Consider the following 23,413-nt stretch of genomic DNA (forward strand, 5'->3'; position numbering starts at 1 on the left):
CATAGCTTCGACAGCTAGGCCATGTCCGACCGACCGATCCTGATCGTACCCGGCCTGTTCGATTCGCCAGCCGACCACTGGCAAAGCCTCTGGCTCGAAAGCATGCCCGACGCCCGGCGCGTCGAGCAGGAGAACTGGGAGCAGCCGACTCTGGCCGAATGGACAGCCGGCCTGGTCGAGGCGCTGCGATCGGCGCCGGACGCGGTCTTGGTCGGCCATAGTCTCGGCTGCGCCCTGATCGCCCATGTGGCGAAGATCCGCGGCGCGCGGGGCATCGCCGGCGCCATGTTGGTGGCCCCCGCGGAGGTCAATCGCGAAGGGCCGGTCGGGCGGCTGCTCGAGCCCTTTGGGCCCATGCCGATGGAGCCGCTGCCATTTCCGAGCACGGTTGTGGCCAGCCGCAACGACCCGTTCGTCAGCTTCCCGGAGGCGGCGCGATGCGCCGTGAGCTGGGGCTCGCGCTTTGTCGACCTGGGCGACGCTGGCCACATCAATGTCGAGTCCGGTTTCGGACCTTGGCCGGAGGGTCGCGTGATCCTGGATGAGTTGCTGGCGCGGATCGAAATGCGGGCATGAGCGTCCTCAACGACGTCATCGCAGCGACGGGCCTGACGCCGACGACCCTGGCTGTGGCGGCGACGATCATCCTCCTGGCGGCCTTCATGCGCGGCGTGACGGGCTTTGGCTTCGCGATCGCTGCGGTGCCCCTGATGTCGCTGGTGATGGAGCCGAGGCTGGCCATCGGCGTCTCCATCCTTCTGCCCCTGCCTTCAGGCCTGATGGACTTGGGTAAGGCCTGGCCGGCGTCGCACCGGCGCGTGATGCCGCGCCTGATCGGTGGGGCGGTGATCGGCACCCCGATCGGTATGCTCCTGCTGGGCGTCATCGCGCCCGATCTGCAGCGGGTGATCGTCGCGGCTGCGGCCTTCTACGCCCTGGCGGCGGTCTATCTCTTCAAGGATCCGGACAAGCTCGGCCTGCTCGGTCGCCCGACGGCTGCGGGCCTCGGCGCTGGTCTGCTCAATGGCCTGGCGGGCATGCCCGGGCCGCCAGTGGTGGCCTACATCCTGACACAGCCGCTCCCCGCGGCCATGGCCCGCGCCTCAATGATCGTCTTCTTCCTGGCGACCGGCGTTGTCGGCGGCCTGTCCGGCGTGGCGACCGGGGTCATCACGCCGGGATCAGCTCTCGCCTCTCTGCTCTGCCTGCCGCTCTTCATCCTCGGCAACGGCGCGGGCCGCCGCCTGTTCGAGGCCTCGCAAGCCGGCGTCTACCGAAAGGCGGGTCTGGTTCTTCTGGTGATCGGCGCCACGTCGGCGGGCTGGAAGGGCGTCGCCGGCTTTCTATAGAGCCTGGCTCGTGGGCGTAGCCCAGACCGGCCGCCACGCCAGGGCGGCGAACAACCCCGCGCCGCAGGCGAACAGCACGGCCGCGCCCCAGAGCGCCGGCTGATAGCTCAATCGGTCGTAGATCGCGCCCACCAGAGGCGCGCCGACGCCGTTGCCGATGCTGAACATGGCGAAGAGCCAGCCATAGATCCGCCCGTAGGCGCGAAGACCGAAATGCCGGACGGTGAAGAACGACAGGAAGTCGATCTCCGCGCCGGCGCCCAGGCCCAGAAGGATCACCGCCGCCAGCAGTCCAAGCCGATCCGCGCCGCAGACGGCCAGGATCACGGCTGCGCCGACCGGGGCGAGCAGCGACACACCCGCCACCAGCGGCGGCGAGAAGCGGTCCAGCATCGCTCCGATGACGCCGCGGCTGATGAAGATCGCCGCCCCCATGACCCCCGCCAACCCCGCGGCCTCCACGCGCGGCAGGCCGCGATCGGTGAGCAGGGGCACAAGGTGGACGATCACGCCGCTTTGGGCGGTGATCAGCAGCAAGATGGCGCCGCCGATCATCCAGAAGGTGGGCGTGCGCAGGGCCTCGGGCAGGGTCATGCCAGCGCGGGCCGTTGGATTGTCCGCGCTGGTCCGCGTGGCGCCGCGGCCGAGCAACAGGGCGACCACGGGAAAGGCCGCCAACACAGCGAAGCCGGCGACCGCCATGTAGCCGGCGCGCCAGCCGTGGTCGACGATCACCATCTGCACGGCGGGCGCCCCGACCACGCCGGCCGTGGCGCTGCCCAGCAGGGTCAGGCCAAGCGCCAGACCCCGTCCGCGGGAGAACTGCAAATTCACCGCGCGTGTCCAACTGATCGGCGACGTGGCGCAGCCCAATAGCGCGATGCCCATGCAGGCGGCGTAGAAGGTCCAGAGCGCCGGGCCCACCTGCGCGGTCAGGGCGTAGGCCAGGCCCAGGCCCAGCAGCGACGGGGCCGCGATCCGGCGAACGCCATAGCGGTCGATCAACCAGCCTGCCAGCGGCGCGGAGATCACCGTGCCTAGCGTAATGAAGCTCATCCCCAGCGTGATCTGTCCGCGGCTCCAGCCGAACGCCTCGGAGAGCGGCTTAACGAAAAGGCCGAAGGTATAGAACGCCAGGCCGGTCAGGCCGGAGCAGGCGCCAACCGCGGCGGCGAGCACCGTCGGCCATCCAGCCTTGAATTCACCCGCCGTCGAGTCGGCCATAGTTCATCTCCGTACGGTTTGCAGACCTCGCGGCGCGGAAGCCTCAAGAACATCTATAATGGTATAAGTCTATACCAACTTCGTCGCAGCGAAGTCGGAAGCCTTTCGTGCGTCGTCGCGATCCCACGCGTCATGACCGTGGCGTCCTTCAGGTGCAGGTTTGGGCGAACAGATCACGCGTTGCTTCACACAGTCCGGTCACAAATCTGGCGACGCTTGCCTTCAGTCCACCAAAAATTAGGCAAACTGCGGCCTTCGCACCTGCGAAGGCGCAGCCGTGGTTAAAGTGCCGCTTGGTATATCTTTATAGCTATTCTCCAGCGGACAACACCTGGGGGATTTCTATGCGACAGTCACCATCGGCAGGTAAGCGTAATCTTTTCAAAAGCTTGATGATCAGCGGCTGCAGTGCGTCAGTTCTCGCTATGGCGGGGGCCGCATCGGCTCAAGCGGTGGCGGCGGACGGCGCAGCGGACGGCGTTGAGGAATTGGTCGTTACAGCGCGGAGCCGAGGCGAACGTCTTGCCGACATCCCGCTGACCATCAACGTCATCGGCGCTGATGCGATTCAGAAGGCGAACCTGAAGGGCGTCATGGACCTTTCCCGGGTCGCGCCAAGCTTCAACTACATCGCCAACCTGCGCGGCCAGGCCTTCATCAGCATGCGCGGCCTGAACCCCAACACCTACAACACCCAGAAGCAGGGCGTGTCGTTCTTCATTGACGGCGTCTACATCGCCGGTGAAGCGACCTCCTTCAACCTGCAGGATCTCGACCACGTTGAAGTGCTTAAGGGTCCGCAATCGACCCACTTCGGACGATCGACCTACGCCGGCGCGATCAACTACATCACGCGCATCCCGGAATCGCCGACGATCTCGGGCCGCGTCACGGGTGAAGTTCAAACCCGTAGCAGTTACGACGTTAACGGCGTGATCAACGTCCCGATCGTCGAGGACAAGCTCTACGCCAGCTTCTCGGCCCGCAAGTTCCACCGCGGCGGCGTGTTCGAAGAGCGCAACTTCGGCGGCAAGCTCGGCGAGCAAGACTCGATCAACCTGGCCGCCGCCTTTGTCGTCCATCCGCTGGATGGCACGACCATCCGCTCGCGCTTCATGTACGACGAGGATGACGACGGTCACCAAATCTCCTGGACGGCCTATCGCCAGGATATGGCCGACTTCGACGTCACCTATCCGACCGGTGTGAAGTATCCGACCTTCACCATTCCCGACAGCTTCTACCGCGAGGACAAGTTCGGCAACTCGCTGGGCATCATTCCAAACCACGGCGGCGACCGCGACCGCCGCCGCTTCATGACCTACTTGATCATCGACCAGGAACTGGGCGGCGGCTACACAGCCAACTATTCCGGCGAGTACTTCAGCGAATACAACCGCTGGTGGGCTGACGTGACCAACCGTTGGCTCGCCGATCCGTTGCTTTCCAACGCGAAGCTGGTACTGAATCCGACGCAGAACCAGACGCGGACGGTCGCGCATCAGTTCCGTGTTTCGTCGCCATCGGACCAGAGGCTGAAGTGGACCCTGGGCGCCTTCCACTTCAAGGACTCCTACGGGAGCTTCGCCCAGTATGGCCGGGTGGTTTTCGCGCCGTTCACCCTGGTGCAAGGTGTTCCCCGGCGTACGGCTGGCGCGTCGCGCACGCTCAACAAAGCCCTCTACGGCAGCGTCAACTATGAGCTGATTGATAACCTCAATCTGACGATCGAAGCGCGATACCAGTCCGAAAAGCTGTTCACCAACGACTGCAATCTGACGGCTTGCCAAAACTATACGGCGGCGTTCTCGCGCACTGAGAAAGATTTCCTGCCGCGCTTCACCCTCGACTACAAGCTCACGCCGAATCTGCTCGCTTACGCCCTCTATTCAGAAGGCACCAAGAGCGGCGTGATCAACACCCAGTCGGGCGCCACGACCGCCGACGGGGCGCTCGCCTACCAGACAAAAAACTATCAGCGCCCGGAATATGTCGAAAACTACGAAGTCGGCCTGAAGGGTACGCTGTTCGACAGGCGCGTGAGCTTCGAAGCCGCGGTCTATAAGATGAAGGTGACCAACCAGCAGGTGTCGACCTTCGGCCTCGGCCCCAGCGGCCAGATCGAATCCTTCACCGGCAACGGCGGGGCCTCGGACATTAAGGGCGCCGAATTCTCCGGCACCTTCTACGTCACGCCGCAGTGGGACGTCTTCTACGGTGTCGGCTATGCGCACCACGAATACGTCGGCACGGGTGCGACCAACGCCACCCTGATCAGTCTCTTCGGCATCACCAGCCCGAATGCGACCCTGCAGGGCCTGACCTCGCAGCAGACGCCGCGCTGGACCATGAGCGGTTCATCGGAATACCGCATCCCCATCGGCGCCAACCAACTCGCCTTCCGCGGCGACTGGACCTACACGGGCGAGCGCTTCGTCGACATCCCGAACCTGATCAAGATGAAGCCTTACCATCGCCTGCAGGCGTCGATGACCTACAGCCTCGTCGACCAGGAGATCGATGTGACGGCTTTCGTCATGAACCTCCTCGACGAGCATACGATCTTTGACGCGGGTCTCGGCTACGGCAACCTCGCCGAACAGCCGCCCAGCCCGCGGCTCGGCCAATCGCCGTCGATCCTGATCAACATGCCCTATCCTCGGACGTTCGGCCTGCGGGTCGTGAAAAAGTTCTGATCTGGCCCACGCTAGGGAAAGGGCCCCGCAGCCTTGGCTGCGGGGCCCTTTCTTTATGGGCGTGAAGAGCCTGCCGCGAATCCCTGTCGCGCCGACGTCGCCGTCGACCTTCCTCGGACCAGGCGTCTGGTAGGATCGGAAGGGTTAGGCCCCCGGGGGCCTGGCTAAACCAGGGCGGCCAGGGTCGGCTCCGGCGCCTTGGCGGCCTTCGCCGCGCCCGGCTTCTTCGCCCGCGTACGGATGTGATAACGGTATCGATCGGGGTGGTAGAAGGCGAAGAGGATCTGCACAGGCCGGCCGCCGGCCGAACGCATCACACGCTCGATCGACAGCAGGGGCGCGCCGACGTCGGTTTCGAGCGCCAGGGCGACCACCGGTTCAGCTGCGGTCGCCGAGATCCATTGCTCGACATCCTGCACCCGCATGCCGGCCTGCTCCAGCAGGACCATCATGGGGATCTTGCCGAGATCCTGCGCATTGTAGAGCGCGGCGACGTCGAGGGGCACAAAGGTGCGCAGGTAGGAGAAGGGCGAACCCGCCAGGCGACGACGACGGGTGACCCGCTGAACCTCCGCATCGACCGGAATCTCCAGCGCCTGCGCCACTTCGGGCGGCGCGCGGACTGTGGTCACCTCCAGCAACTCGACGTCGGTCTCCAGACCCATGACGTAGAGGCTCTCGATCAGATTATCGAAGTTGGCGTTGACGACAGGCAGGGCGACTCCGCCCGCGACAATGGTGCCGCGGCCGCGGTGGCGCGTCACCAGGCCATCATCGCCCAGCTCTTTGAGCGCCCGCTTGACGGTGATGCGCGAGACGCCGAACAGGCGTGAGAGTTCCTGCTCGCCTGGCAGAACGGAATGAGCGCCGATGTCGCCGCGCTTAATGCGGTCGCGCAGGATCAGATAAATCTGATGATAGAGGGGCGTCGGCAGATTTTCGTCCAAAACGGACGGCTGCATCTGCCCGATCCAAGTGTTTCCATCCATGGGTCATAGAATGCGTGAGACTCAATGCAGCGTCACGCGAAAACAGCGCTCCGCGAAGAAGAAAGCAATGTTCCTCAGCTTCTAAGCAGAGCCGATCTATGGCTGGCGCCAGAAGAAATAATGGGCCCCGCGAACGGGGCCCATTTGTAACACTATAAGCGGCCAAGCTGACGCGTCGTCAGGATCTACCTTGGCAGAACATTTCACCGTTTAGCGGCGTCTGATCATTTGGTCGCGCCGATGACCTGGCCGCCCGGCCAGTTGGCCCACGCCTTCGGCGGACGGCCCTGGCCGCCCTGGGGCGGGAAGCCGGCGACGTAGGAGGTCGGCAGGCCGTGGAAGAAGCCTTCCGGCTTAAACCCGGCGCGTTCGTAATAGGCGTAGACGTCAACGTCGCGCAGCGTGCTCTCGAAGGGTTCGGCGTTATAGAACGCCATCCAGTCGCGGATCACCTGATCCTCGATCGGCACGGTGTCGTTATAGCCGCCTTGCTCGATGTGGAAGACGATGCCGCCCGGCTTCAGGACGCGGTGGTTCTCCTTGAAGATCGCCTGCATCGACGGGAACGAGATCTCGTGCAGGACGCCGAGCGACCAGGTCATGTCGATGCTCTCATCCTCGATATGCTTGCGCAGATCGGTGCCGTCGGCCTGGATGAAGCGGATGTTGTCCACGCCCAGCGACTTGGCGCGGGCGAGGCCGTAACGCAGCATCGGCGCGCCGACGTCGACGCAGATCACTTCAGCGTCCGGATAGGCCATGGCGATCGGCAGGGCGTTGTGGCCGCTGGTGGCGCCGACATCCAAGATGCGCTTCGGTTTGAAGTCGGGGCGGAAGGCTTTCAGCCATTCGACCACGCCTTCGCCGCCGGTGGACAGCCACTTGTTGCCGCCGCCGCCGACCGTGACGAAGAAGCCGACGTCATAGTTCGCGCCGTTGGCCACGTCGCCCGGGAACGATTCGGTGTAGTAGCTGCCCGGCATGCAGTGGTGATCGATCTCGGTCAGGTAGCGCGGAAACTTCAACTCGGGATCGAGCAGCAGGCGCGGATCATTATCGGTCAGCGCGGCGGCCCGGGCGGCGAGTTCCTCAGCCTGGCTGATGGTGACCCAACGGCCGGCTTGCTGGCGCGACTCCATGTTGTTGCGCCACAGGGCCGAGTAGTACTTGTAGAGTGGGTCCTGCAGCATGGCCTTGCGGGCCTCGTGCCGGTTCTTCGGCTTGCGGCCGTGCTCTTGGACGAACTTGGGCACGACGCGGGCGGCGTAGGAATCCTTGATCGTCGGGCGGAGCACGCCGAGGTACTTATTGACGTTCGCCAGGAAGTTGAAGCGCTCGACGTCGTCGTGGCGCAGGTCCGGGGTCATGCCATGGCGACCCTGGGTGCGATAGTCGCGCAGGCCGCTGTAGACCGGCGCCGGCGTGGGGGGCAGTTGATTTCCGTCCATGAGTGTCTCCTTGCTTGGTGGAGCGCGGGCGGTTTCCCGACCGCGCGGGATTATTTAGTCGCGCCGAAGACGGGCAGGCCTTGCCTGTTGCTCCACGACGAGGGTGGGCGGCCTTCGCCGCCTTCCGGCGCACGGCCATCGTCGAAACAGTCGGGCATGCCGTGGAAAAGGCCGTTGCTGCTGAAGCCGGCCTTCTCGAGGTAGGCGTAGACGTCGACGTCCTTGAGCGTGCTCTCGAAGGGTTCGGCGTTGTAGAAGGCCATCCAGTCGCGGATGGCGGCGTCCTCGATGGCGACCTCTGCGTTGTAGCCGCCCTTGTCGAGGTGGATGACCACGCCGCCCTCCTTCAGGACGCGGTGGTTCTCCTTGAAGATCGCCCGCATCGCCGGAAATGAGATTTCGTGCAGGAGCAGCGCCGAGAACACGAGGTCGATGCTTTCGTCGTCCACGATCTGCGACAGGTCGGTGACGTCAGCCTGGATGAAGCGGATATTGTCGACGCCAAGCGATTTGGCGCGGCCCAGGCCATAGCGCAGCATCGGCGCGCCGAGGTCCACGCAAAGCACTTCGGCGTCGGGGAAGGCCTGGGCCAGGGGCAGGGTGTTGTGGCCCACGGTCCCACCAAGATCGAGGATCCGCCTGGGCTGGAAGTCGGGGCGGAACGTTTTCAGCCAGCCGACGAAGGCGACGCCATAGCTCGACAGCCAGGGGTTGCCCGTGCCGCCGATGGTGACGAAGAAGCCGACGTCATAGTTGGCCGCATTGGCCACGTCGCCAGGGAAGTACTCTGTGTAGTAACTGCCCGGCATGCAGTGGTGGTCGATCTCGGTGATGTACCGCGGGATCGCGAGGGTCGGATCGAGCTGAAGGCGCGGGTCGTTGTCGGTGAATTCGGCCGCCTTGGCGGCCAGCGCCTCGGCCTGGCTGAGCGTGATCCAGCGGCCGGCTTGCTGGCGCTGTTCCATGTTCGCGCGCTTCAACGCCGACCAGGATTGGTAAAGGGGGTCCTGCAGCAGCGCCTTGCGCGCCTCGTGCCGGTTCTTCGGCTTGCGGCCAGCCGCCTGGATGAACCTGGCTTCGGCGCGGGCGCCGTAGGCCGTCTTCATCATCGGCGTCAGGGCGCCGAGGTAGCGGTTCACCTGCGCCAGGTAGTTGAAGCGTTCGCAGTCGTCGTGCCGAAGCTCCGGCGTCATGCCGTGGCGGCCTTGGGTGCGGAAGTCGCGCGGGCCAGCGTAGGCTACTGGCGTACGATCGGAAATCTGAGAACCGTCCATGATGAGTTCTGGCCCGAAGGAAGCGCGCCGCCCGGGAAGCCCGGGCGGCGCGAGGATCACTTGGTTCCGCCGAAGATGCGCAGACCTTGCTTGTTGCCCCACGACGACGGCGGACGGCCTTCGCCGCCTTCCGGCGCGTAGCCGCCGCAGAAGCAGTCAGGCATGCCGTAGAAGAAGCCGTCGGACTTGAAGCCCGCCTTCTCGTAGTAGGCGTAGATATCGACGTCCTTCAGCGTGCTCTCGAAGGGCTCGGCGTTGTAGAAGGCGCCCCAGTCACGGATGGCCTGGTCCTCGATCGCGACTTCCGAGTTGTAGCCGCCCTGTTCAAGGTGGATCACCATTCCGCCCTTCTTCAGGACGCGATGGTTCTCCTTGAAGATCGCCTGCATCGACGGGAACGAGATCTCGTGCAGGAACATCGCCGAGAACACGAGGTCGATGCTCTCGTCCTCGATGATCTTCGACAGATCTGTGACGTCGGCCTGGATGAAGCGCACGTTGTCAACGCCCATCGACTTGGCGCGGGCCAGGCCGTAGCGCAACATGGGGACGCCAAGATCGACGCAGATGACTTCGCAGTCAGGGAAGGCTTGCGCGAAGGGCAAGGTGTTGTGGCCCATGGTGGCGCCGACATCGAGGATCCGCTTGGGCTTGAAGTCCGGGCGGAACGCCTTCAGCCAGTCGACCATGCCGTCGCCGCAGCTCGAGAGCCACGGGCTGCCCGTGCCGCCGATCGTGACGAAGAAGCCGACGTCATAGTTGATCGCGTTGGTCACATCGCCAGGGAAGTATTCGGTGTGATAGCTGCCCGGCATGCAATGGTGATCGATCTCGGTCAGGTAGCGCGGCGTCGGCAGGCTGCGGTTGAGCTCAAGCCGCGGATCGTTGTCGACGGCTTCAGCCACCTTTGCGGCGATATCCTCGGCCTGGCTCAGCGCGATCCAGCGTCCGGCCTGTTGGCGCAGTTCCATGTTCGAGCGCTTCAGGGCCGACCAGGACTGGTAGATCGGGTCCTGTAGAAGGGCCTTGCGGGCCTCGTGGCGGTTCTTTGGCTTGCGACCCGCTTCCTGGACGAACTTCGCTTCGGCGCGAGCTGCGTAAGCGGTCTTCATCACCGGCGTGAGGCCGCCCAGATAGCGGTTGACCTGGGCCAGGTAGTTGAACCGCTCGACGTCGTCGTGGTGCAGTTCCGGCGTCACGCCGTGGCGGCCCTGGGTGCGATAGTCGCGAGGGCCCGTGTAGGTCAGCGGTGCGCCGCCGATGGGGGATGAACCATCCATGGTGTACTCCAAATCGCAAAAGAAAAGCGCCGCCCAAGAGGCTCGGGCGGCGCGTTGGCAGTCCTAGGTCCGGGCGCCGATGGGTCTTGACGCTCTGGGCATGGTCGTCAGGCCTTCTCGGTCTCAAGCTCGAGGTGGTATTCCTCGGAGGTGAGTTCGCCGCTCTTGGCGGCTTCGACGGCTTCGGCTTCCTGCTGGACGATGCGCAGGATGCGGACGACGTATTCCTGGTTCCAGAGGCCGCGCTCTTCGTGGTCGGCGGTGGAGGGTACGAAGTTGTCGATGTCTTCCTTGGTCATCACGCCCTTGGCGGCCAGCAGGCGCTCGACGGTGTCGAGGCGCTGACGGGTCACAGCCAGTTCCTGGCTGACGGCCATGGTGATGGCCAGGACGCGTTCGACTTCGGGGGTGAAGAAGTAAGGCCGCTTGCCGGCCGGCTTGGCCGAAGATTTTGCGAGGGCGTCGGCAATGCTCATTTCGTCGCTCCAATGGCCTGCAGGCCAAGCTTGTTGGTCCAGGATTTCGGCGAGGGGCCGTCTCCGCCTTCCGGCATGTGGCCGGCGCAGAAGCAGTCGGGGAAGCCGTGGAAGAAGCCTTCCGGCTTGAAGCCCGCCTTTTCGTAGAACGAATAGACGTCGACGTCCTTCAAGGTGCTCATGAACGGCTCGGCGTTGTAGAAGGCGTCCCAGTCGCGGACCACCTGGTCTTGAATGCTGACTTCGTCGCTAAAGCCGGGCTGTTCGAGGTGGATCACCATGCCGCCCTTCTTCAGGACGCGGTTGTTCTCCGTGAAGATCGCCTGCATCGACGGGAACGAGATCTCGTGCAGGAACATCGCCGACATGACGAGATCGACGCTCTCGTCTTCGATGTACTTGCTAAGGTCCGTGGCGTCGGCCTGGATGAAGCGGATGTTGTCCACGCCCATCGACTTGGCGCGGGCGGCGCCGTAGCGCAGCACCGGAGCGCCCACGTCGATGCAGATCACTTCGGCGTCGGGGTAGGCCTGGGCCAGGGGCAAGGTGTTGTGGCCCATGGTGGCGCCGACATCGAGGATGCGCTTGGGCTTGAAGTCCGGGCGGTGGGCCTTCAGCCAGTCGGCGAGGCCTTCGCCGCAGCTCGACAGCCAGGGGCTGCCGCCGCCGCCGATGGTGACGAAGAAGCCGACGTCATAGTTGGCCGCATTGGTCACGTCGCCGGCGAAATATTCCGTGTGATAGCTGCCCGGCATGCAGTGGTGATCGACCTCGGCGATGTAGCGCGGGATCTTCAGGGTGGGATCGAGCGTCAGGTTGCCGCTGTCGCCGATGAAGTCAGCGGCCTTGGCGGCCAGGGCTTCGGCCTGGCTGATCGCGATCCAGCGGCCGGCCTGCTGGCGCTGCTCCATGTTGGTGCGGCGGAGCGCCGAGTAATACTGGTAGATCGGATCATCCAGCATCGCCTTGCGGGCTTCGTGCCGGTTCTTCGGCTTGCGGCCGGTTTCCTGGACGAATTTCGGCTCGACGCGGGCCACATAGGCCGACTTCATCACCGGCACGAGGCTGCCGACGAAGCGGCTGATATTGGCCATGTAGTTGAAGCGCTCGACGTCGTCGTGCAGCAGTTCCGGCGTCATGCCGTGGCGGCCTTGGGTGCGGTAATCGCGGGGGCCCGTATATTGAATCGGGGTTCCCTTGGTGAGGTCGGCGGAGCCGTCCATAGCTATCCTCCTGTTACTGGCAGAGACTGAAGCGCGGCCCGGCGGATCCGGTTGACGCTGATTGTTGTGCTCATTTGATCGCGCCGACCATCATCACGCCGCCCAAGGCGGATTCCTCGGGCGTACTGCGGCCGTCGAGGGCTGTGTGACCAAAGGAGGCCGATGAGGCGCGGAAGAAGCCGTCTTCGCTGAAGCCTGACTGCAAGAAGAAGTCATGCTGGTCGAGCTCGCGCAGAAGGGCGTGGAACGGTTCGTTGTTGTAGTGGGTGTCCCAGTCGCGGATCGCTTGCTCGCAGACGCTGACCTGGTCGCTATTCTTGACGATGTCGGAGTGAACCACGACACCGCCCTTCTTCACGAGGCGGTAGCACTCGTTGAAGATGGCCTTCATGGCCGGGAACGAGATCTCGTGCAGCAAAATGTACGAGGTCACCAGGTCGAAGCTCTCGTCTCCGAACTCCTTGGTGAGATCCGCCACGTCGCCCTGGACGAAGGTGACATTGTCCACGCCCAGCGACTTGGCGCGAGCCAGGCCGTAGCGCAGCATCGGGGCGCCGGCGTCGACGGCGACGATTTCCGCATCCGGATACATCTTGGCCAGCGAGACCGCGTTGTGGCCAAGGCTCGCGCCCAGGTCGAGAATGCGCTTGGGCTTCAGGTCGGGGAATTTGGCCTGCAGGGTCTCGGCGATGGCCGTGCCCACGGTGTCCAGCCATTCCTGGCCTTCAGCGCCGCCGTTGGTGACGAAGAAGCCGCAGTCGTAGTTGGCGGCGTTTACGACGTCGCCCGGGAAGTTTTCTTCGTAGTAGCTGCCTGGCATGCAGTGGTGGTGCACGTCGACCAGGTATTTGGGGATCTTCAGGTCTGGATTCAGTTGCAGACGCGGGTCGCCATCTGTGAGGGCGGCGGCCTTGGCGGCGAGCGCTTCGGCCTGGCGCAGCGCGACCCAACGGCCGGCTTGCTGGCGCTGTTCCATGTTCGCGCGACGGAAGGCCGAGTAATATTGGAACATCGGCTCGGTCAGCAGCAACTTGCGCGCTTCCGTTCGGTCCTTCGGCTTGCGGCCTTTCTCGGCAACGAATTTCGGCTCGACGCGGGCGTTATAGGCGTCTTCGATCCGGGGCTGGATGCGCTCGCGGATGTAGCGGTTGACGTGGGCGAGGTAGTTGAAGCGCTCGCAGTCGTCATGATCCGTTTCCGGGAAAACGGCGTGGCGACCTTGGGTGCGGTAATCGCGCGGGCCCGCATACTTAACGGATGTTCCCTCGGGGAAATCAGCGGATCCGTCCATTGTCGCTTCCTGTTTGAGTGAAAAGGAAAACGCCGCCCGGGATGACCGGGCGGCGCTTTGGCGAGGGTCTTACTTAACGGCGCCGTACATCATCTGGCCGCCCGACTTGGATTCCTCAGGCGTGAAGCGGCCGTCGGTCGGCTTCGAACCCGGGGTGGTCGGCTGGGCGTGGAAGAAGCCTTCCTCGCTGAAGCCCGACTTCAGGTAGTAGTCGTGCTGGTCGATCTCGCGCAGCGAGCTCCAGAAGGGCTCGTTGTTGTAGTAGGCGTCCCAGTCGCGGATCGCCTGTTCGCAGATCGAGACCTGGTCGCTGTTCTTGGCGATGTCGGTGTGAGCCACGACGCCGCCCTTCTTCAGCAGGCGGTAGGACTCGTTGAAGATCTGCGTCATGGCCGGGTAGGAGATCTCGTGCAGCAGGATGCACGAGGTCACCATGTCGAAGCTCTCGTCTTCGAATTGGCTCAGGTCCCGCACGTCGCCTTGGACGAAGGTGACATTGTCCACGCCCAGCGACTTGGCGCGAGCCAGGCCGTAGCGGAGCATCGGGGCGCCGGCGTCAACCGCGACAATTTCCGCGTCGGGGAAGGCCTTGGCGAGCGAGACGGCGTTGTGGCCAAGGGTCGAACCCATGTCCAGGATCCGCTTCGGCTTCGCATCGGGGAACTTGGCCTTCAGGGTCTCGCCGATGGCGGTGCCCATGGTGTCCAGCCACTCCTGGCCGTCAGCGCCGCCGATGGTGACGAAGAACCCGCAGTCGTAGTTGGCCGCGTTTACGACGTCGCCCGGGAAGTTTTCTTCATAGTAGCTGCCCGGCATGCAGTGGTGGTGCACGTCGACCAGGTACTTGGGGATTTCCAGTTCCGGGTTCAGTTGCAGGCGCGAGTCACCGTCGGTCAGAGCGGCGGCCTTGGCGGCCAGTTCTTCGGCCTGGCGAAGCGCGACCCAACGGCCGGCTTGCTGGCGCTGTTCCATGTTCGCGCGACGGAAGGCCGAGTAATATTGGAACATCGGCTCGGACTGCAGGAGCTTGCGGGCTTCCTTGCGGTCCTTCGGCTTGCGGCCATTTTCGGCCACGAACTTCGGCTCGACGCGCGCGTCATAGGCGTCTTCGATCCGGGGCTGAATGCGCTCGCGGATATAGCGGTTGACGTGGGCGAGGTAGTTGAAACGCTCGCATTCGTCATGGTCCGTTTCCGGGAACATGGCGTGGCGGCCCTGGGTGCGATAGTCGCGGGGACCGGTGTAGTCGATCGGCTTGGAGTTCTTGAGATCCGTAGAGCCGTCCATTTTCAGTACCTCCTGTTCGGGCGTTTGTGTGGGGGGTGCGCGCTACTTGCGCGAACCGAAGAGATTAAGGCCGGGCAGAGCCGCAAGCTTGGGGGGAAGGCGGCCTTCGCCCATCTGGGCCTTGCCGGGGCCGTAGCCGAGCGGAGAGGCGTGGAAGAATTCGTCTTCCTTGAAGCCGGCGTCGGCGAAGAAGTCGAATACGTCGATGTCCTTCAAGGTGCTCATGAAGGGCTCGTTGTTGTAGAAGGCGTCCCAGTCGCGCATGGCCTTTTCGAAGAGTGATTGCTCATCTGAATAGCCGCCGACATCGGCGTGGTAGACGAGGGCGCCGGGGGCTGCGAGGCGGTAGGTTTCTTTGAAGATCGCCCGCATCGCCGGATACGAAATCTCGTGCAGCAGCAGGCAGCTTTGGATGATGTCGAAGCTCTCGTCCTCGAACATCGACAGGTCCGCGCCGTCCGCCTGGACGCAGCGGATGTTATTGATGCCCATCGAGCGGGCGCGGGCCAGGTGGTAACGCAGCACCGGGGCGCCGACGTCGACAGCGACCACTTCGGCGTCCGGGAAGGCCATGGCCATCGGGGCCAGGTTGTGGCCCACGGTCGAGCCGATATCGAGGATGCGCTTGGGCTTGAAGTCCGGACGATAGGCCTTGAGCCAGGCCACCATGCCTTCGCCAGGACCGCTCATGGTCGGCGCGCCGCCGAAGCTGGAGAAGAAGCCGACATCATAGTTGGCGCCGTTGACGACGTCGTCTTCCATGTACTCGGTGTAGTAGCTGCCCGGCATGCAGTGGTGATCGACCTCGGTCACATAGCGCGGGGTGGTCAGGGCCGGGTTCAACTGCAGCGCATCATCGTCGGCGTAGGCCGCGGCGCGTTCGCGCAGCTCTTCGGCTTGGCTGAGCGCGACCCAACGGCCGGCTTGCTGGCGCTGCTCCATCGAGGCGCGGCGCAGGGACGAATAGAATTGGAACATCGGCTCGGTGAGCATCGCCTTGCGCGCTTCGTGCCGATTCTTGGGCTTGCGGCCCTTTTCCTTTTCGAAGGCCGGCTCGACGCGGTTTTCGTAGGCGTTGCGGCAGGCGGCCATCACCGGGCCGCGGACGTGACGGTTGAGATGGTAGAGGAAGTTGAAACGTTCCGCGTCATCGTGCGACGTGCGCGGCATGATGCCGTGTTTCAGCACCTGGCGGTAATCCTGCATCGGCTCGCCGGCCATCGGCGCCGAGGTCTTCACAGCGATCGAAACGTCTCCATCCATCGTATTCTTCCCATCGTCCCGGTTGGCTTTCAGGGCCGCGCCCTGCTGGGTTGAAACCTTCGCCCGGATCGGCGCGTCGTCAAGGCGAATAATATAAACTTATAACCTTTGGTGTCTGGGCTGACCCGCGCTTGCCTATTTGCGCGGCGTCAGCCCAGAGTCTGATCAGGCGCTCTGGCGAGCGGCCGGATCAGGCCGCGTCGCTGAGGTAATTGGCCGCGAGGCCCTGCGTGCCGAGGGATTGGCCCAGCAGTCGGCCGAAGGTCATCGCCGGAGTGACGCTCATGCCGCCGCAGAAGGAGTTGCCGGTCAGCGAACCGCCGCCGATGACTTCGCCCGCCGCGTATAGGTTCTGGATCGGCGTGCCGGTCCGATCCGTGACACGGAGTTGGTCGTCGATACCCAGGCCGGCGTAGGTCTTCACCGAAGTGCCGTAGTTGCGCACCGCGTAGAAGGGGCCTTGCGCGATCGGCAGGGGCATGTGCTCGCGGCCGAAGGAATCTTCGCCCTTGGCCTGGCCGTCATTGAAAGCCGCGATGGTGGCTTCGAACGTCCCGACATCGACGCCCATCATGGTGGCGAGTTCAGCGATGGTGTCGGCCTTCAGGTAGTCTTCGAGGGTGTCGAAGCGCTTCAGGAAGGTCGGCTTGTCCTCGGCCATCGTCATCGCCGGCGAGGCGTCGTAGATCGCCTGATCGAAGACGACATAGAAGCCGAGTCCAGGCGCGGCGAGGAGCGAGCGCTCGCGTTCGTCGACCGAGGGCGTGTCTTCGCGGACGTAACGCTCACCGCGGTAATTGACGTAGATTTCCCATGGCATCCGGTGTTGCGGCGTCATGATGATGCCGCCGATCCCGAAGAAGCCGGGACGGTTCGGATCCTTGTTGCCGCCGAAGCTCGGCAGGAACATGTCGCCGCCGCGCAGATAGCCGCCGGCGCCGAGCCCGATCATCACGCCGTCGCCTTGGCTGTAGTTGGCGCCCAGCGGATAGAGCGGACGGCCGGCGTGCAGTTGGGAGAACAGTTTGCCGTTGGCCGTGTAGCCGCCGCTGGCCAGCACGAAGTGATCGGCTTCGATCTCTTCGACAACGCCGTCAGGTCCTTGGACGACCGCGGCGAGGATGGCGCCGCCGGCGCCCTGCTTCAGGCCGAGCAGCTTGGTGCTGAGCTTCAGGTCGATCTGGCCGGCGTCGACCTTCTCTTGGAACCAGGGGCCAATGACGCCCAGGATCGTGCGGCCGCCGTCGGGACCCCAGTAGGTGCGGGCCGTCGAGTAGGGCTCGTGGCCGTACATGATGACGGGCATGCCCGGCTCCATTTCGAAGCCAAGGTCCAGCAGCCAGTGGATGGTGTCAGCGGCGTTCGACACGGCAAGGCCGACCACAGTCGGCTCGGCGGTGCCGCGGCTGATCCGCATGATGTCGTCGAAGTGCGCCTGAGGCGTGTCCTCGATGCCCTTCTCGGCCTGCAGGCGCGTCCCGGCCGCGCTCATCTGGCCGCTGGACAGGTGCAAGGTGCCGCCGATGCGGTTGTCCGCCTCGACGACGCAAACCTTCAGGCCGCGCTCGGCGGCGAAACCAGCCGCGGGCATGCCGGACGTGCCGGCCCCGACGACAAAAACGTCATAACGCGCCATAGTTCTATCTCCCCCGCGTGCGGTTCAGGATTTTTCGGTTTCGAGTTCGAGGTGGTATTCCTCGGAGGTGAGTTCGCCGCTCTTGGCGGCTTCGACGGCTTCGGCTTCCTGCTGGACGATGCGCAGGATGCGGACGACGTATTCCTGGTTCCAGAGGCCGCGCTCTTCGTGGTCGGCGGTGGAGGGTACGAAGTTGTCGATGTCTTCCTTGGTCATCACGCCCTTGGCGGCCAGCAGGCGCTCGACAGTGTCGAGGCGCTGACGGGTCACAGCCAGTTCCTGGCTGACGGCCATGGTGATAGCAAGGACGCGTTCGACATCGGGGGTGAAGAAGTAAGGCCGCTTGCCGGCCGGCTTGGCCGAGGACTTGGCCAGGGCGTCTGCGATGCTCATTATAGTGCTCCCAATCTGCGTGTGCGCGGATTGAGCGGCCGGTGTTCGCTGGCTGTCAATGCAAAATGGTATATGAGTATACCAATATGCAGCGCCGCCGGTCTTTTTGGCGCCATCGGCGCCTAAGCGGCGGGCATGCGGGCGGGGCCTGCCGAAGCTGAAAAGATATAAGTTTATATCTTCATCCCGTCAGCCTATGGCGCTATTGCAGCCTCAAGAAAGGTGACCGCCTCATGGCTTCAGAACGTCCGATCAACGCAGGAGCGACCCTCGCGCAGAAGGTGATCGCACGCGCCGCTGGCTTGGCGCATGTTCTGCCTGGCGATCTGGCGACGGTGTCTGTCGACCTGGCGTTCGCCCATGACTCTTCCGGACCGCGGCGTTGGGCGCCGGCGCTGGCGGAACTGGGCGCGAAGCCCTGGGACGTGGACAAGATCGCGATCGTCTCGGACCACTACGTCCCGGCTGTCGACGCCGAATCCGCCGCCATTCTCCAGCTCACGCGCAATTTCGCGGCGGAGCAGGGCATTACCCGCTTCTTCGACATGGTCGGCATCTGCCACCTGGTGCTGCCTGAGCACGGCCTGATCCGGCCGGGCGCCTTTGTCGCCGGCGGCGACAGCCACACCCCCACCGCCGGCGCCTTCGGGGCCGTCGCCATGGGGTTCGGCGCCACCGACATGCTGGCCGTCGTCGTCACCGGCAAGACCTGGGTCGTCGTGCCTGAAACCGTGCAGGTGAACATTTCGGGCGCCTTCGCCGACGGCGTGGCGGCCAAGGACGTCATGCTGGCGCTCTGCCGCCTGCTGGGGCTGGAGAACGGCGGCAAGGTCGTCGAGTTCTGCGGCGAGACGGTGCGCGCCATGCCGATGGGCGAGCGCATGGTCCTGTGCAACATGGCCGCCGAGCTGGGCTTCGACACCGGCGTCATCGCGCCCGACCAGACCACCTTCGACTATCTCGCCGCGCGGGGCGCGCCGGTCGCCGACGCCGCCGCCGCCCTGTCGCTGGCCACCGACGCCGATGCGGTGGTGGCCGCGGTTCACCATCTCGACGCCTCGGCGCTGCAGCCGCAGATCGCCGCGCCCCATTCGCCGGGCAACAGCGGCGACGTCGCCGACTACAGCGGCGTCAAGGTCGACCAGGCCTACATCGGCGCCTGTGTCGGCGCGAAGATCGAGGACTTGCGGATGGCCGCCGAGGTGCTGCGCGGCCGCCGGGTCGCGCCGGGCGTGCGCCTGCTGATCGCGCCGGCCTCTCAGGCGACCCTGACGCAAGCGACCAAGGAGGGGGTGATGACCCATCTCCTGGAGGCGGGCGCGACCATGATGGCCTCGGGCTGCGGCGCCTGCGCCGGCATGGGCGCAGGCATCCTGGCGCCCGGCGAGACCTGCATCTCGTCCACCAACCGCAATTTCAAGGGCCGCATGGGCGCTGACGAGGCCTTCGTCTACCTGGGCTCGCCCTATTCGGTCGCGGCCGCCGCCGTGGCCGGTCATATCGTCGATCCCCGCTCCATGCTGGCGGAAAGGATCGCAGCATGATCCCCAACGCCGGCCGGGCCTTCGTCTTCGGCGACAATATCGACACCGACGTGCTCGCGCCTGGCCGGCTGATGAAGCTGCCCGCCGCGGAACTCGCCAAGCACTGCCTTGAGGCGGTCGACCCGACCTTCGCCAGCACCGTGGCGCAGGGCGACATCGTCGTCGGCGGCGCCAACTTCGGCCTGGGCTCCTCGCGCGAGCAGGCGGCGATCTCGCTCAGGCTCCTGGGCGTGCAGGCCGTGGTCGCCCAGTCCTTCGCGCGGATCTTCTTCCGCAACGCCATCAACGCCGGCCTCACGCCGATCACGCTGCGTGAGCCGGCCGACATCAAGCCGGGCGATCGCCTGGCCATCGATCCGGCCGCCGGCCGGGTGGAAAATCTCACGCAGGGCCGCACCTACGAGGCGCAAGCCCTGCCCCAGCATTTGCTCGACATTATAGAGGGAGGGGGTCTCATGCAGTACCTCAAGCGGCGCGGACAGCACGAGGCCGCCGAGTGACCGCGCCGATCACCATGACCCCGCAGTCCGTCCCGGTTCCGTTGAAGGCCCGGCTTTCCCATGACACCGCGCTGCTCGCGGTCGGCGCCTTTGACGCCCTGTCGGCGCTGCTGATCGAACAGGCCGGCATGGAGGCGGCCTACGTCTCCGGCGCCTCTCTCGCCTACACCCAGCTGGGCCGGCCGGACATCGGCCTGCTCAGCCTGGAGCAGGTGGCCGATGTGGTCACCCGCATGCGCGACCGTGTCTCGATCCCGCTGATCGTCGACGCCGACACCGGCTTCGGCAATGCGCTGAACGCCGCGCGCACCGTGCGCGTGCTCGAGCGCGCCGGCGCCAATGTCGTCCAGATCGAAGACCAGGACTTCCCCAAGCGCTGCGGCCACCTCGACGGCAAGGGCCTGATCCCGGCCGATGAGATGGTGGGCAAGCTCAAGGCCGCCCTCGACGCGCGCAAGAGCGAAGACACCCTGATCATGGCGCGCACCGACGCCATCGGCGTCGAAGGCGTCGATCGCGCGCTGGAGCGGGCGCACATGTATGTCGAGGCCGGCGTCGACGCCCTGTTCGTCGAGGCCCCCGGCGACGAGGACGGCATGCGCCGCGTCGTCCAGGAGCTGGGCCACAAGGCCCCGCTGCTGGCCAATATGGTCGAGGGCGGCAAGACGCCCTTGATGTCCGTCGACCAGCTGTCGGACATCGGCTTCAAGATCGTGATCCTGCCCGGCGCCATGGTGCGCATGCTGATCCCGGCGATCGAGGACTTCCTGGCCTCGATCCGCGCCAACGGCGGCACGCGCGCCTTCAGCGGCCGGATGACCGACCTGAAGGGCGTCAACGCCCGCGTCGGCCTTTCCGAAATGCTGGCCCTGGGCGAGCTTTACCAATCGATGCCGAGCGCGGCGGAGTAGGCGATGGTCTCCGATCCGAACGTCTATGATTACTGGCCCTACGCCGACCGCCCCAAGGTGGTCTGGCCGGGCGGCAAAAAGCTGGCGTTCTGGATCGCGCCGAACATCGAGTTCTACGAGTTCGCCCCGCCGGTGAACGCGCAGCGTCCGGGCTGGCCCAAGCCGTCCCCGGACGTGGTGGGCTATTCCCAGCGTGACTGGGGCAACCGGGTCGGCCACTGGCGGCTGATGGAGCTGTTCGACAAGTACGGCCTCAGGGGCTCCATCTCGCTGTCGACCGCGCTGATCGACCACCACCCGGAGATCATCGAGGCCTGCGTCCAGCGCAACTGGGAGTTCTTCTCTCACGGCATCTACAACACCCGCTACTCCTTCGGCATGGACGAGGCGCAGGAGCGGGCAATGATCACCGACTCCATCAATTCGATCCAGGCCGCCACCGGCCAGCGGATCCGCGGCTACCTCGCGCCGGCGCTGACCCACACCGAGCGTACGCTGGACATCATCGCCGACCTCGACTTCTGGTACACCTGCGACCTCTTCCAGGACGACCAGCCCCAGCCGTTGAAGACGACGACCGGCAAGCTGATGTCGATGCCCTACTCGCTGGAAGTGAACGACGTCATCACCTACGGCCAGCTGGCCATGACGCCGGACCGCTACGCCGACGTGCTGATCCGCCACTTCGACCAGCTGCTGGAGGAGGGCGCCGACAGCGGCACGGTCATGTGCATCCCGCTGCACGCCTACCTCGTCAGCCAGAGCCACCGGATCACCCCCTTCGAGCGCGCCCTGAAGCACATCATGAGCCATACCGACGACGTCTGGTTCACCACGGCCGCCGAGATCGCCGGCTACTACCGTGAAACCTACTGGGACCAGTCCCTGGCCGACATCCGCCGGCGCGGGCTGGAAAAGCCCGGCGTCGGTTTCCAGGCGGAGGTTTCCCATGCCCCTGGATGACAGCTACCTGACCTACGAACACCGCGGCTATGGCATGGACCAGGGGCTCTATCCCTGGCGGCCGTCCAGCCAGCGCACGCCGATTACTTGGCCTGCGGGTAAAACTGTCGCCGTCACCCCCGTCGTGCCGCTCGAGTTCCACATGCTGGATCCCAAGGGCAAGCCCTTCAAGCACCCGGGCGCCATGCAGACGCCCTATCCGGACCTGCGCCACTATACGACCCGCGACTATGGCCTGCGGGTCGGCGCCTGGCGCATCCTGAAGGCCCTGAACAGCGCCGGCCTGAAGGCGACCTTCCCGGTCAACGCCGTCCTGCTGGAGCGCGTGCGGCCGCTGGTCGACGCCATCCTCGACGGCGGCCACGAGATCGCGGCCTATGGGGTCGACACCGACCACATCCATTGGGGCGGCCTGGAGATCGAGACCGAACGGGCCTGGATCGCGGAGACCCGCGCGGCCTTCGACAAGGCGGGCTTGAAGCCTGTCACCTGGATGAGCCCGGCGCGCCAGCAGTCCTACAACACCCTGGCGCTGATCGCCGAAGCCGGCTTCACCGCCTGCCTCGACTGGGAGCACGACAGCGTGCCGGTCGCCATGAAGACCGCGGCGGGCGTAGTCAGCGCCGTGCCGCTGTCGAACGAACTCGACGACCGCAGCCTGCTGATCGACCGCCGCCAGACCGAGGACCAGTGGGTCACGCAAGTGCGCGACGCGGTCGCCTATCTGGCGGCCGAGGCGCCTGTGGCCGGCGGCCAGTCGCTGGCCTTCACCCTCACGCCTTACGTTACCGGGCAGCCGTTCCGCATTCATGCGCTGCGCGAGCTCCTGGCCGTGATCGCCGCCGAGCCTGCGGTCTGGAGCGCGACGGCCGCCGAGGTCGCCGCCGCCGCGGCGGCCTAAAGCGCAAACGCCCGCGCACCCCCACGGTGGGTGGGGGTTCGCGGTCGTATCGGGCTGGGTTGATATGGCTGAAACCGGGCTGGAGCGCGCGTGTCGACGAGGGCGGATCAGGATGGACCGGCCCGGCTCGGGCCCGGCGCGCTATCGTTCGTTTTCGGACCAGGCGCGCGACCCCCCGGCCAGAGCCGCAGGTTCTCGCGTAGCTTCAATCCCTTGCGGATATGACTGACCGTCTCGATGGCAGGGCGCGTCATGAACTCCCAGCTCAAGGCCTGTTCGTTCAGATAGATATCGAGCGCCGTTTCTAAGATCTCGGCGTCCTCGCCCTCGGACTCCTGCTCGATCGAGCGCCGCACCGCAGCGCGCACCTGCGCCTTACGCAGGTCCAGCTTCTGATCGACTTTGCGTTCCAGCGCCGCCAGCGAAGGCTGGGCGCCCTGGGCCTGAATCTGGGCCTCAGCCCGCGCCGCCTCGCGCTCATGCCGCTCCAGCCGCTCATGAAGCTGGATCGACAACCGCACCGACCGCCCGGCGCGATCGTGCGCGGCCGCATAGGCGATCCGTTCGTCGTGGTTCGTGGCCTTGCGCACCCCGATCATCATCTCACGCGAGATCTCCATCCCGGCCTCAGCCAGCTCGACGAGCATGGCTTTGAAGGGGGCGTTTGGGGAGGGCGGGGCGGCAGGCGGCATGAGAACAAAGATAGAACATATTCGCACAAGTGGCAACCCTTGTGTGTGCTTCGTCCGCTCTTCCACTTCTTGT

At 65.1% G+C, this 23,413-nt stretch carries 21 protein-coding genes; 8 read left to right on the top strand and 13 right to left on the bottom strand.

From position 1 onward, the window contains the following. Nucleotides 1-21: 21 nt before the first annotated feature. Together BN1313_RS05480 and BN1313_RS05485 are read left to right on the top strand one after the other, a co-directional pair. Nucleotides 22-576 (top strand): RBBP9/YdeN family alpha/beta hydrolase, encoded by a 555-nt coding sequence (locus tag BN1313_RS05480; RefSeq protein WP_091737518.1) that lies wholly within the window; start codon nucleotides 22-24, stop codon nucleotides 574-576. Beyond that, complete coding sequence (locus BN1313_RS05485) at nucleotides 573-1,349, top strand: sulfite exporter TauE/SafE family protein (protein ID WP_091737521.1); 777 nt, start codon at nucleotides 573-575, stop codon at nucleotides 1,347-1,349. Before BN1313_RS05480 ends, BN1313_RS05485 begins: the two co-directional genes overlap by 4 nt. Here the strand turns inward: BN1313_RS05485 and BN1313_RS05490 are convergent. Then, entirely contained in the window at nucleotides 1,344-2,573 is a 1,230-nt protein-coding gene (locus BN1313_RS05490; protein WP_091737524.1) for an MFS transporter, read from the bottom strand. The genes BN1313_RS05485 and BN1313_RS05490 overlap by 6 nt on opposite strands. 425 nt (nucleotides 2,574-2,998) lie before the next feature. Between BN1313_RS05490 and BN1313_RS05495 the strand changes: the two genes are divergently transcribed. Next, nucleotides 2,999-5,269 carry a TonB-dependent receptor gene (locus BN1313_RS05495; protein WP_176695908.1) on the top strand — a complete coding sequence of 757 codons (2,271 nt, stop codon included), beginning with the start codon at nucleotides 2,999-3,001 and terminating at the stop codon, nucleotides 5,267-5,269. Between the two features lie 164 nt (nucleotides 5,270-5,433). Here the strand turns inward: BN1313_RS05495 and BN1313_RS05500 are convergent, their stop codons facing one another. The 11 genes from BN1313_RS05500 to BN1313_RS05550 form a co-directional block, all read right to left on the bottom strand. Then, nucleotides 5,434-6,231, bottom strand: coding sequence for a GntR family transcriptional regulator (locus tag BN1313_RS05500; RefSeq protein WP_176695909.1), 798 nt, complete (start codon nucleotides 6,229-6,231; stop codon nucleotides 5,434-5,436). Between the two features lie 251 nt (nucleotides 6,232-6,482). Beyond that, nucleotides 6,483-7,706 carry a class I SAM-dependent methyltransferase gene (locus tag BN1313_RS05505; RefSeq protein ID WP_091737533.1) on the bottom strand — a complete coding sequence of 408 codons (1,224 nt, stop codon included), beginning with the start codon at nucleotides 7,704-7,706 and terminating at the stop codon, nucleotides 6,483-6,485. Nucleotides 7,707-7,756: 50 nt separating this feature from the next. Then, a complete protein-coding gene (locus BN1313_RS05510; protein WP_141653074.1) occupies nucleotides 7,757-8,980 on the bottom strand; it encodes a class I SAM-dependent methyltransferase in 1,224 nt (407 codons plus the stop codon). Between the two features lie 56 nt (nucleotides 8,981-9,036). After that, a complete protein-coding gene (locus BN1313_RS05515; protein WP_091737539.1) occupies nucleotides 9,037-10,260 on the bottom strand; it encodes a class I SAM-dependent methyltransferase in 1,224 nt (407 codons plus the stop codon). A 107-nt stretch (nucleotides 10,261-10,367) separates the two neighbouring features. Continuing rightward, entirely contained in the window at nucleotides 10,368-10,736 is a 369-nt protein-coding gene (locus BN1313_RS05520) for a hypothetical protein (RefSeq protein WP_091737542.1), read from the bottom strand. Further along, nucleotides 10,733-11,959 carry a class I SAM-dependent methyltransferase gene (locus BN1313_RS05525; RefSeq protein WP_091737545.1) on the bottom strand — a complete coding sequence of 409 codons (1,227 nt, stop codon included), beginning with the start codon at nucleotides 11,957-11,959 and terminating at the stop codon, nucleotides 10,733-10,735. Before BN1313_RS05525 ends, BN1313_RS05520 begins: the two co-directional genes overlap by 4 nt. Nucleotides 11,960-12,029: 70 nt before the next feature. Continuing rightward, nucleotides 12,030-13,250 (bottom strand): class I SAM-dependent methyltransferase, encoded by a 1,221-nt coding sequence (locus BN1313_RS05530; protein ID WP_091737547.1) that lies wholly within the window; start codon nucleotides 13,248-13,250, stop codon nucleotides 12,030-12,032. Between the two features lie 69 nt (nucleotides 13,251-13,319). Beyond that, nucleotides 13,320-14,537 carry a class I SAM-dependent methyltransferase gene (locus BN1313_RS05535; RefSeq protein WP_091737549.1) on the bottom strand — a complete coding sequence of 406 codons (1,218 nt, stop codon included), beginning with the start codon at nucleotides 14,535-14,537 and terminating at the stop codon, nucleotides 13,320-13,322. Nucleotides 14,538-14,579: 42 nt separating this feature from the next. Then, the gene (locus tag BN1313_RS05540; protein WP_091737552.1) at nucleotides 14,580-15,800 is read right to left on the bottom strand and encodes a class I SAM-dependent methyltransferase; all 1,221 of its coding nucleotides are present in this window, start codon (nucleotides 15,798-15,800) and stop codon (nucleotides 14,580-14,582) included. A 190-nt stretch (nucleotides 15,801-15,990) separates the two neighbouring features. After that, on the bottom strand, nucleotides 15,991-17,436 hold the full coding sequence (locus tag BN1313_RS05545) for an FAD-dependent oxidoreductase (protein ID WP_091737555.1): 1,446 nt from the start codon (nucleotides 17,434-17,436) through the stop codon (nucleotides 15,991-15,993). A 24-nt stretch (nucleotides 17,437-17,460) separates the two neighbouring features. After that, nucleotides 17,461-17,829 (bottom strand): hypothetical protein, encoded by a 369-nt coding sequence (locus tag BN1313_RS05550; RefSeq protein WP_091737558.1) that lies wholly within the window; start codon nucleotides 17,827-17,829, stop codon nucleotides 17,461-17,463. Nucleotides 17,830-18,062: 233 nt separating this feature from the next. On the opposite strand from BN1313_RS05550, the gene BN1313_RS05555 reads away from it, so the two are divergent. The 5 genes from BN1313_RS05555 to BN1313_RS05575 are packed head-to-tail and all read left to right on the top strand — an operon-like array spanning nucleotide 18,063 to nucleotide 22,648. Continuing rightward, nucleotides 18,063-19,373 carry an aconitase/3-isopropylmalate dehydratase large subunit family protein gene (locus BN1313_RS05555; protein ID WP_091737561.1) on the top strand — a complete coding sequence of 437 codons (1,311 nt, stop codon included), beginning with the start codon at nucleotides 18,063-18,065 and terminating at the stop codon, nucleotides 19,371-19,373. Beyond that, nucleotides 19,370-19,873, top strand: a complete 504-nt coding sequence (locus BN1313_RS05560; RefSeq protein WP_091737565.1) for a LeuD/DmdB family oxidoreductase small subunit — start codon at nucleotides 19,370-19,372, stop codon at nucleotides 19,871-19,873. The genes BN1313_RS05555 and BN1313_RS05560 overlap by 4 nt, the downstream gene beginning before the upstream one ends. Beyond that, on the top strand, nucleotides 19,870-20,784 hold the full coding sequence (locus BN1313_RS05565; protein WP_245620105.1) for an isocitrate lyase/PEP mutase family protein: 915 nt from the start codon (nucleotides 19,870-19,872) through the stop codon (nucleotides 20,782-20,784). The genes BN1313_RS05560 and BN1313_RS05565 overlap by 4 nt, the downstream gene beginning before the upstream one ends. A 3-nt stretch (nucleotides 20,785-20,787) precedes the next feature. After that, nucleotides 20,788-21,747 (top strand): polysaccharide deacetylase family protein, encoded by a 960-nt coding sequence (locus BN1313_RS05570; RefSeq protein WP_091737568.1) that lies wholly within the window; start codon nucleotides 20,788-20,790, stop codon nucleotides 21,745-21,747. Continuing rightward, nucleotides 21,734-22,648 (top strand): polysaccharide deacetylase family protein, encoded by a 915-nt coding sequence (locus tag BN1313_RS05575; RefSeq protein WP_091737571.1) that lies wholly within the window; start codon nucleotides 21,734-21,736, stop codon nucleotides 22,646-22,648. The genes BN1313_RS05570 and BN1313_RS05575 overlap by 14 nt, the downstream gene beginning before the upstream one ends. A gap of 107 nt (nucleotides 22,649-22,755) precedes the next feature. Here BN1313_RS05575 and BN1313_RS05580 read toward each other — a convergent pair whose 3' ends face one another. Beyond that, nucleotides 22,756-23,295, bottom strand: a complete 540-nt coding sequence (locus BN1313_RS05580; RefSeq protein WP_091737574.1) for a hypothetical protein — start codon at nucleotides 23,293-23,295, stop codon at nucleotides 22,756-22,758. Nucleotides 23,296-23,413: the final 118 nt, after the last annotated feature.

The sequence above is a fragment of the Phenylobacterium immobile (ATCC 35973) genome, assembly GCF_001375595.1.
Classification (GTDB): Bacteria; Pseudomonadota; Alphaproteobacteria; order Caulobacterales; family Caulobacteraceae; genus Phenylobacterium; species Phenylobacterium immobile.

Excerpts from the sequence above, each read along its gene's own strand:
- BN1313_RS05480 (WP_091737518.1), top strand. The coding sequence starts at position 22 with ATGTCCGACCGACCGATCCTGATCGTACCCGGCCTGTTCGATTCGCCA.
- BN1313_RS05485 (WP_091737521.1), top strand. The coding sequence starts at position 573 with ATGAGCGTCCTCAACGACGTCATCGCAGCGACGGGCCTGACGCCGACG.
- BN1313_RS05490 (WP_091737524.1), bottom strand. The coding sequence starts at position 2,573 with ATGGCCGACTCGACGGCGGGTGAATTCAAGGCTGGATGGCCGACGGTG.
- BN1313_RS05495 (WP_176695908.1), top strand. The coding sequence starts at position 2,999 with ATGGCGGGGGCCGCATCGGCTCAAGCGGTGGCGGCGGACGGCGCAGCG.
- BN1313_RS05500 (WP_176695909.1), bottom strand. The coding sequence starts at position 6,231 with ATGCAGCCGTCCGTTTTGGACGAAAATCTGCCGACGCCCCTCTATCAT.
- BN1313_RS05505 (WP_091737533.1), bottom strand. The coding sequence starts at position 7,706 with ATGGACGGAAATCAACTGCCCCCCACGCCGGCGCCGGTCTACAGCGGC.
- BN1313_RS05510 (WP_141653074.1), bottom strand. The coding sequence starts at position 8,980 with ATGGACGGTTCTCAGATTTCCGATCGTACGCCAGTAGCCTACGCTGGC.
- BN1313_RS05515 (WP_091737539.1), bottom strand. The coding sequence starts at position 10,260 with ATGGATGGTTCATCCCCCATCGGCGGCGCACCGCTGACCTACACGGGC.
- BN1313_RS05520 (WP_091737542.1), bottom strand. The coding sequence starts at position 10,736 with ATGAGCATTGCCGACGCCCTCGCAAAATCTTCGGCCAAGCCGGCCGGC.
- BN1313_RS05525 (WP_091737545.1), bottom strand. The coding sequence starts at position 11,959 with ATGGACGGCTCCGCCGACCTCACCAAGGGAACCCCGATTCAATATACG.
- BN1313_RS05530 (WP_091737547.1), bottom strand. The coding sequence starts at position 13,250 with ATGGACGGATCCGCTGATTTCCCCGAGGGAACATCCGTTAAGTATGCG.
- BN1313_RS05535 (WP_091737549.1), bottom strand. The coding sequence starts at position 14,537 with ATGGACGGCTCTACGGATCTCAAGAACTCCAAGCCGATCGACTACACC.
- BN1313_RS05540 (WP_091737552.1), bottom strand. The coding sequence starts at position 15,800 with ATGGATGGAGACGTTTCGATCGCTGTGAAGACCTCGGCGCCGATGGCC.
- BN1313_RS05545 (WP_091737555.1), bottom strand. The coding sequence starts at position 17,436 with ATGGCGCGTTATGACGTTTTTGTCGTCGGGGCCGGCACGTCCGGCATG.
- BN1313_RS05550 (WP_091737558.1), bottom strand. The coding sequence starts at position 17,829 with ATGAGCATCGCAGACGCCCTGGCCAAGTCCTCGGCCAAGCCGGCCGGC.
- BN1313_RS05555 (WP_091737561.1), top strand. The coding sequence starts at position 18,063 with ATGGCTTCAGAACGTCCGATCAACGCAGGAGCGACCCTCGCGCAGAAG.
- BN1313_RS05560 (WP_091737565.1), top strand. The coding sequence starts at position 19,370 with ATGATCCCCAACGCCGGCCGGGCCTTCGTCTTCGGCGACAATATCGAC.
- BN1313_RS05570 (WP_091737568.1), top strand. The coding sequence starts at position 20,788 with ATGGTCTCCGATCCGAACGTCTATGATTACTGGCCCTACGCCGACCGC.
- BN1313_RS05575 (WP_091737571.1), top strand. The coding sequence starts at position 21,734 with ATGCCCCTGGATGACAGCTACCTGACCTACGAACACCGCGGCTATGGC.
- BN1313_RS05580 (WP_091737574.1), bottom strand. The coding sequence starts at position 23,295 with ATGCTCGTCGAGCTGGCTGAGGCCGGGATGGAGATCTCGCGTGAGATG.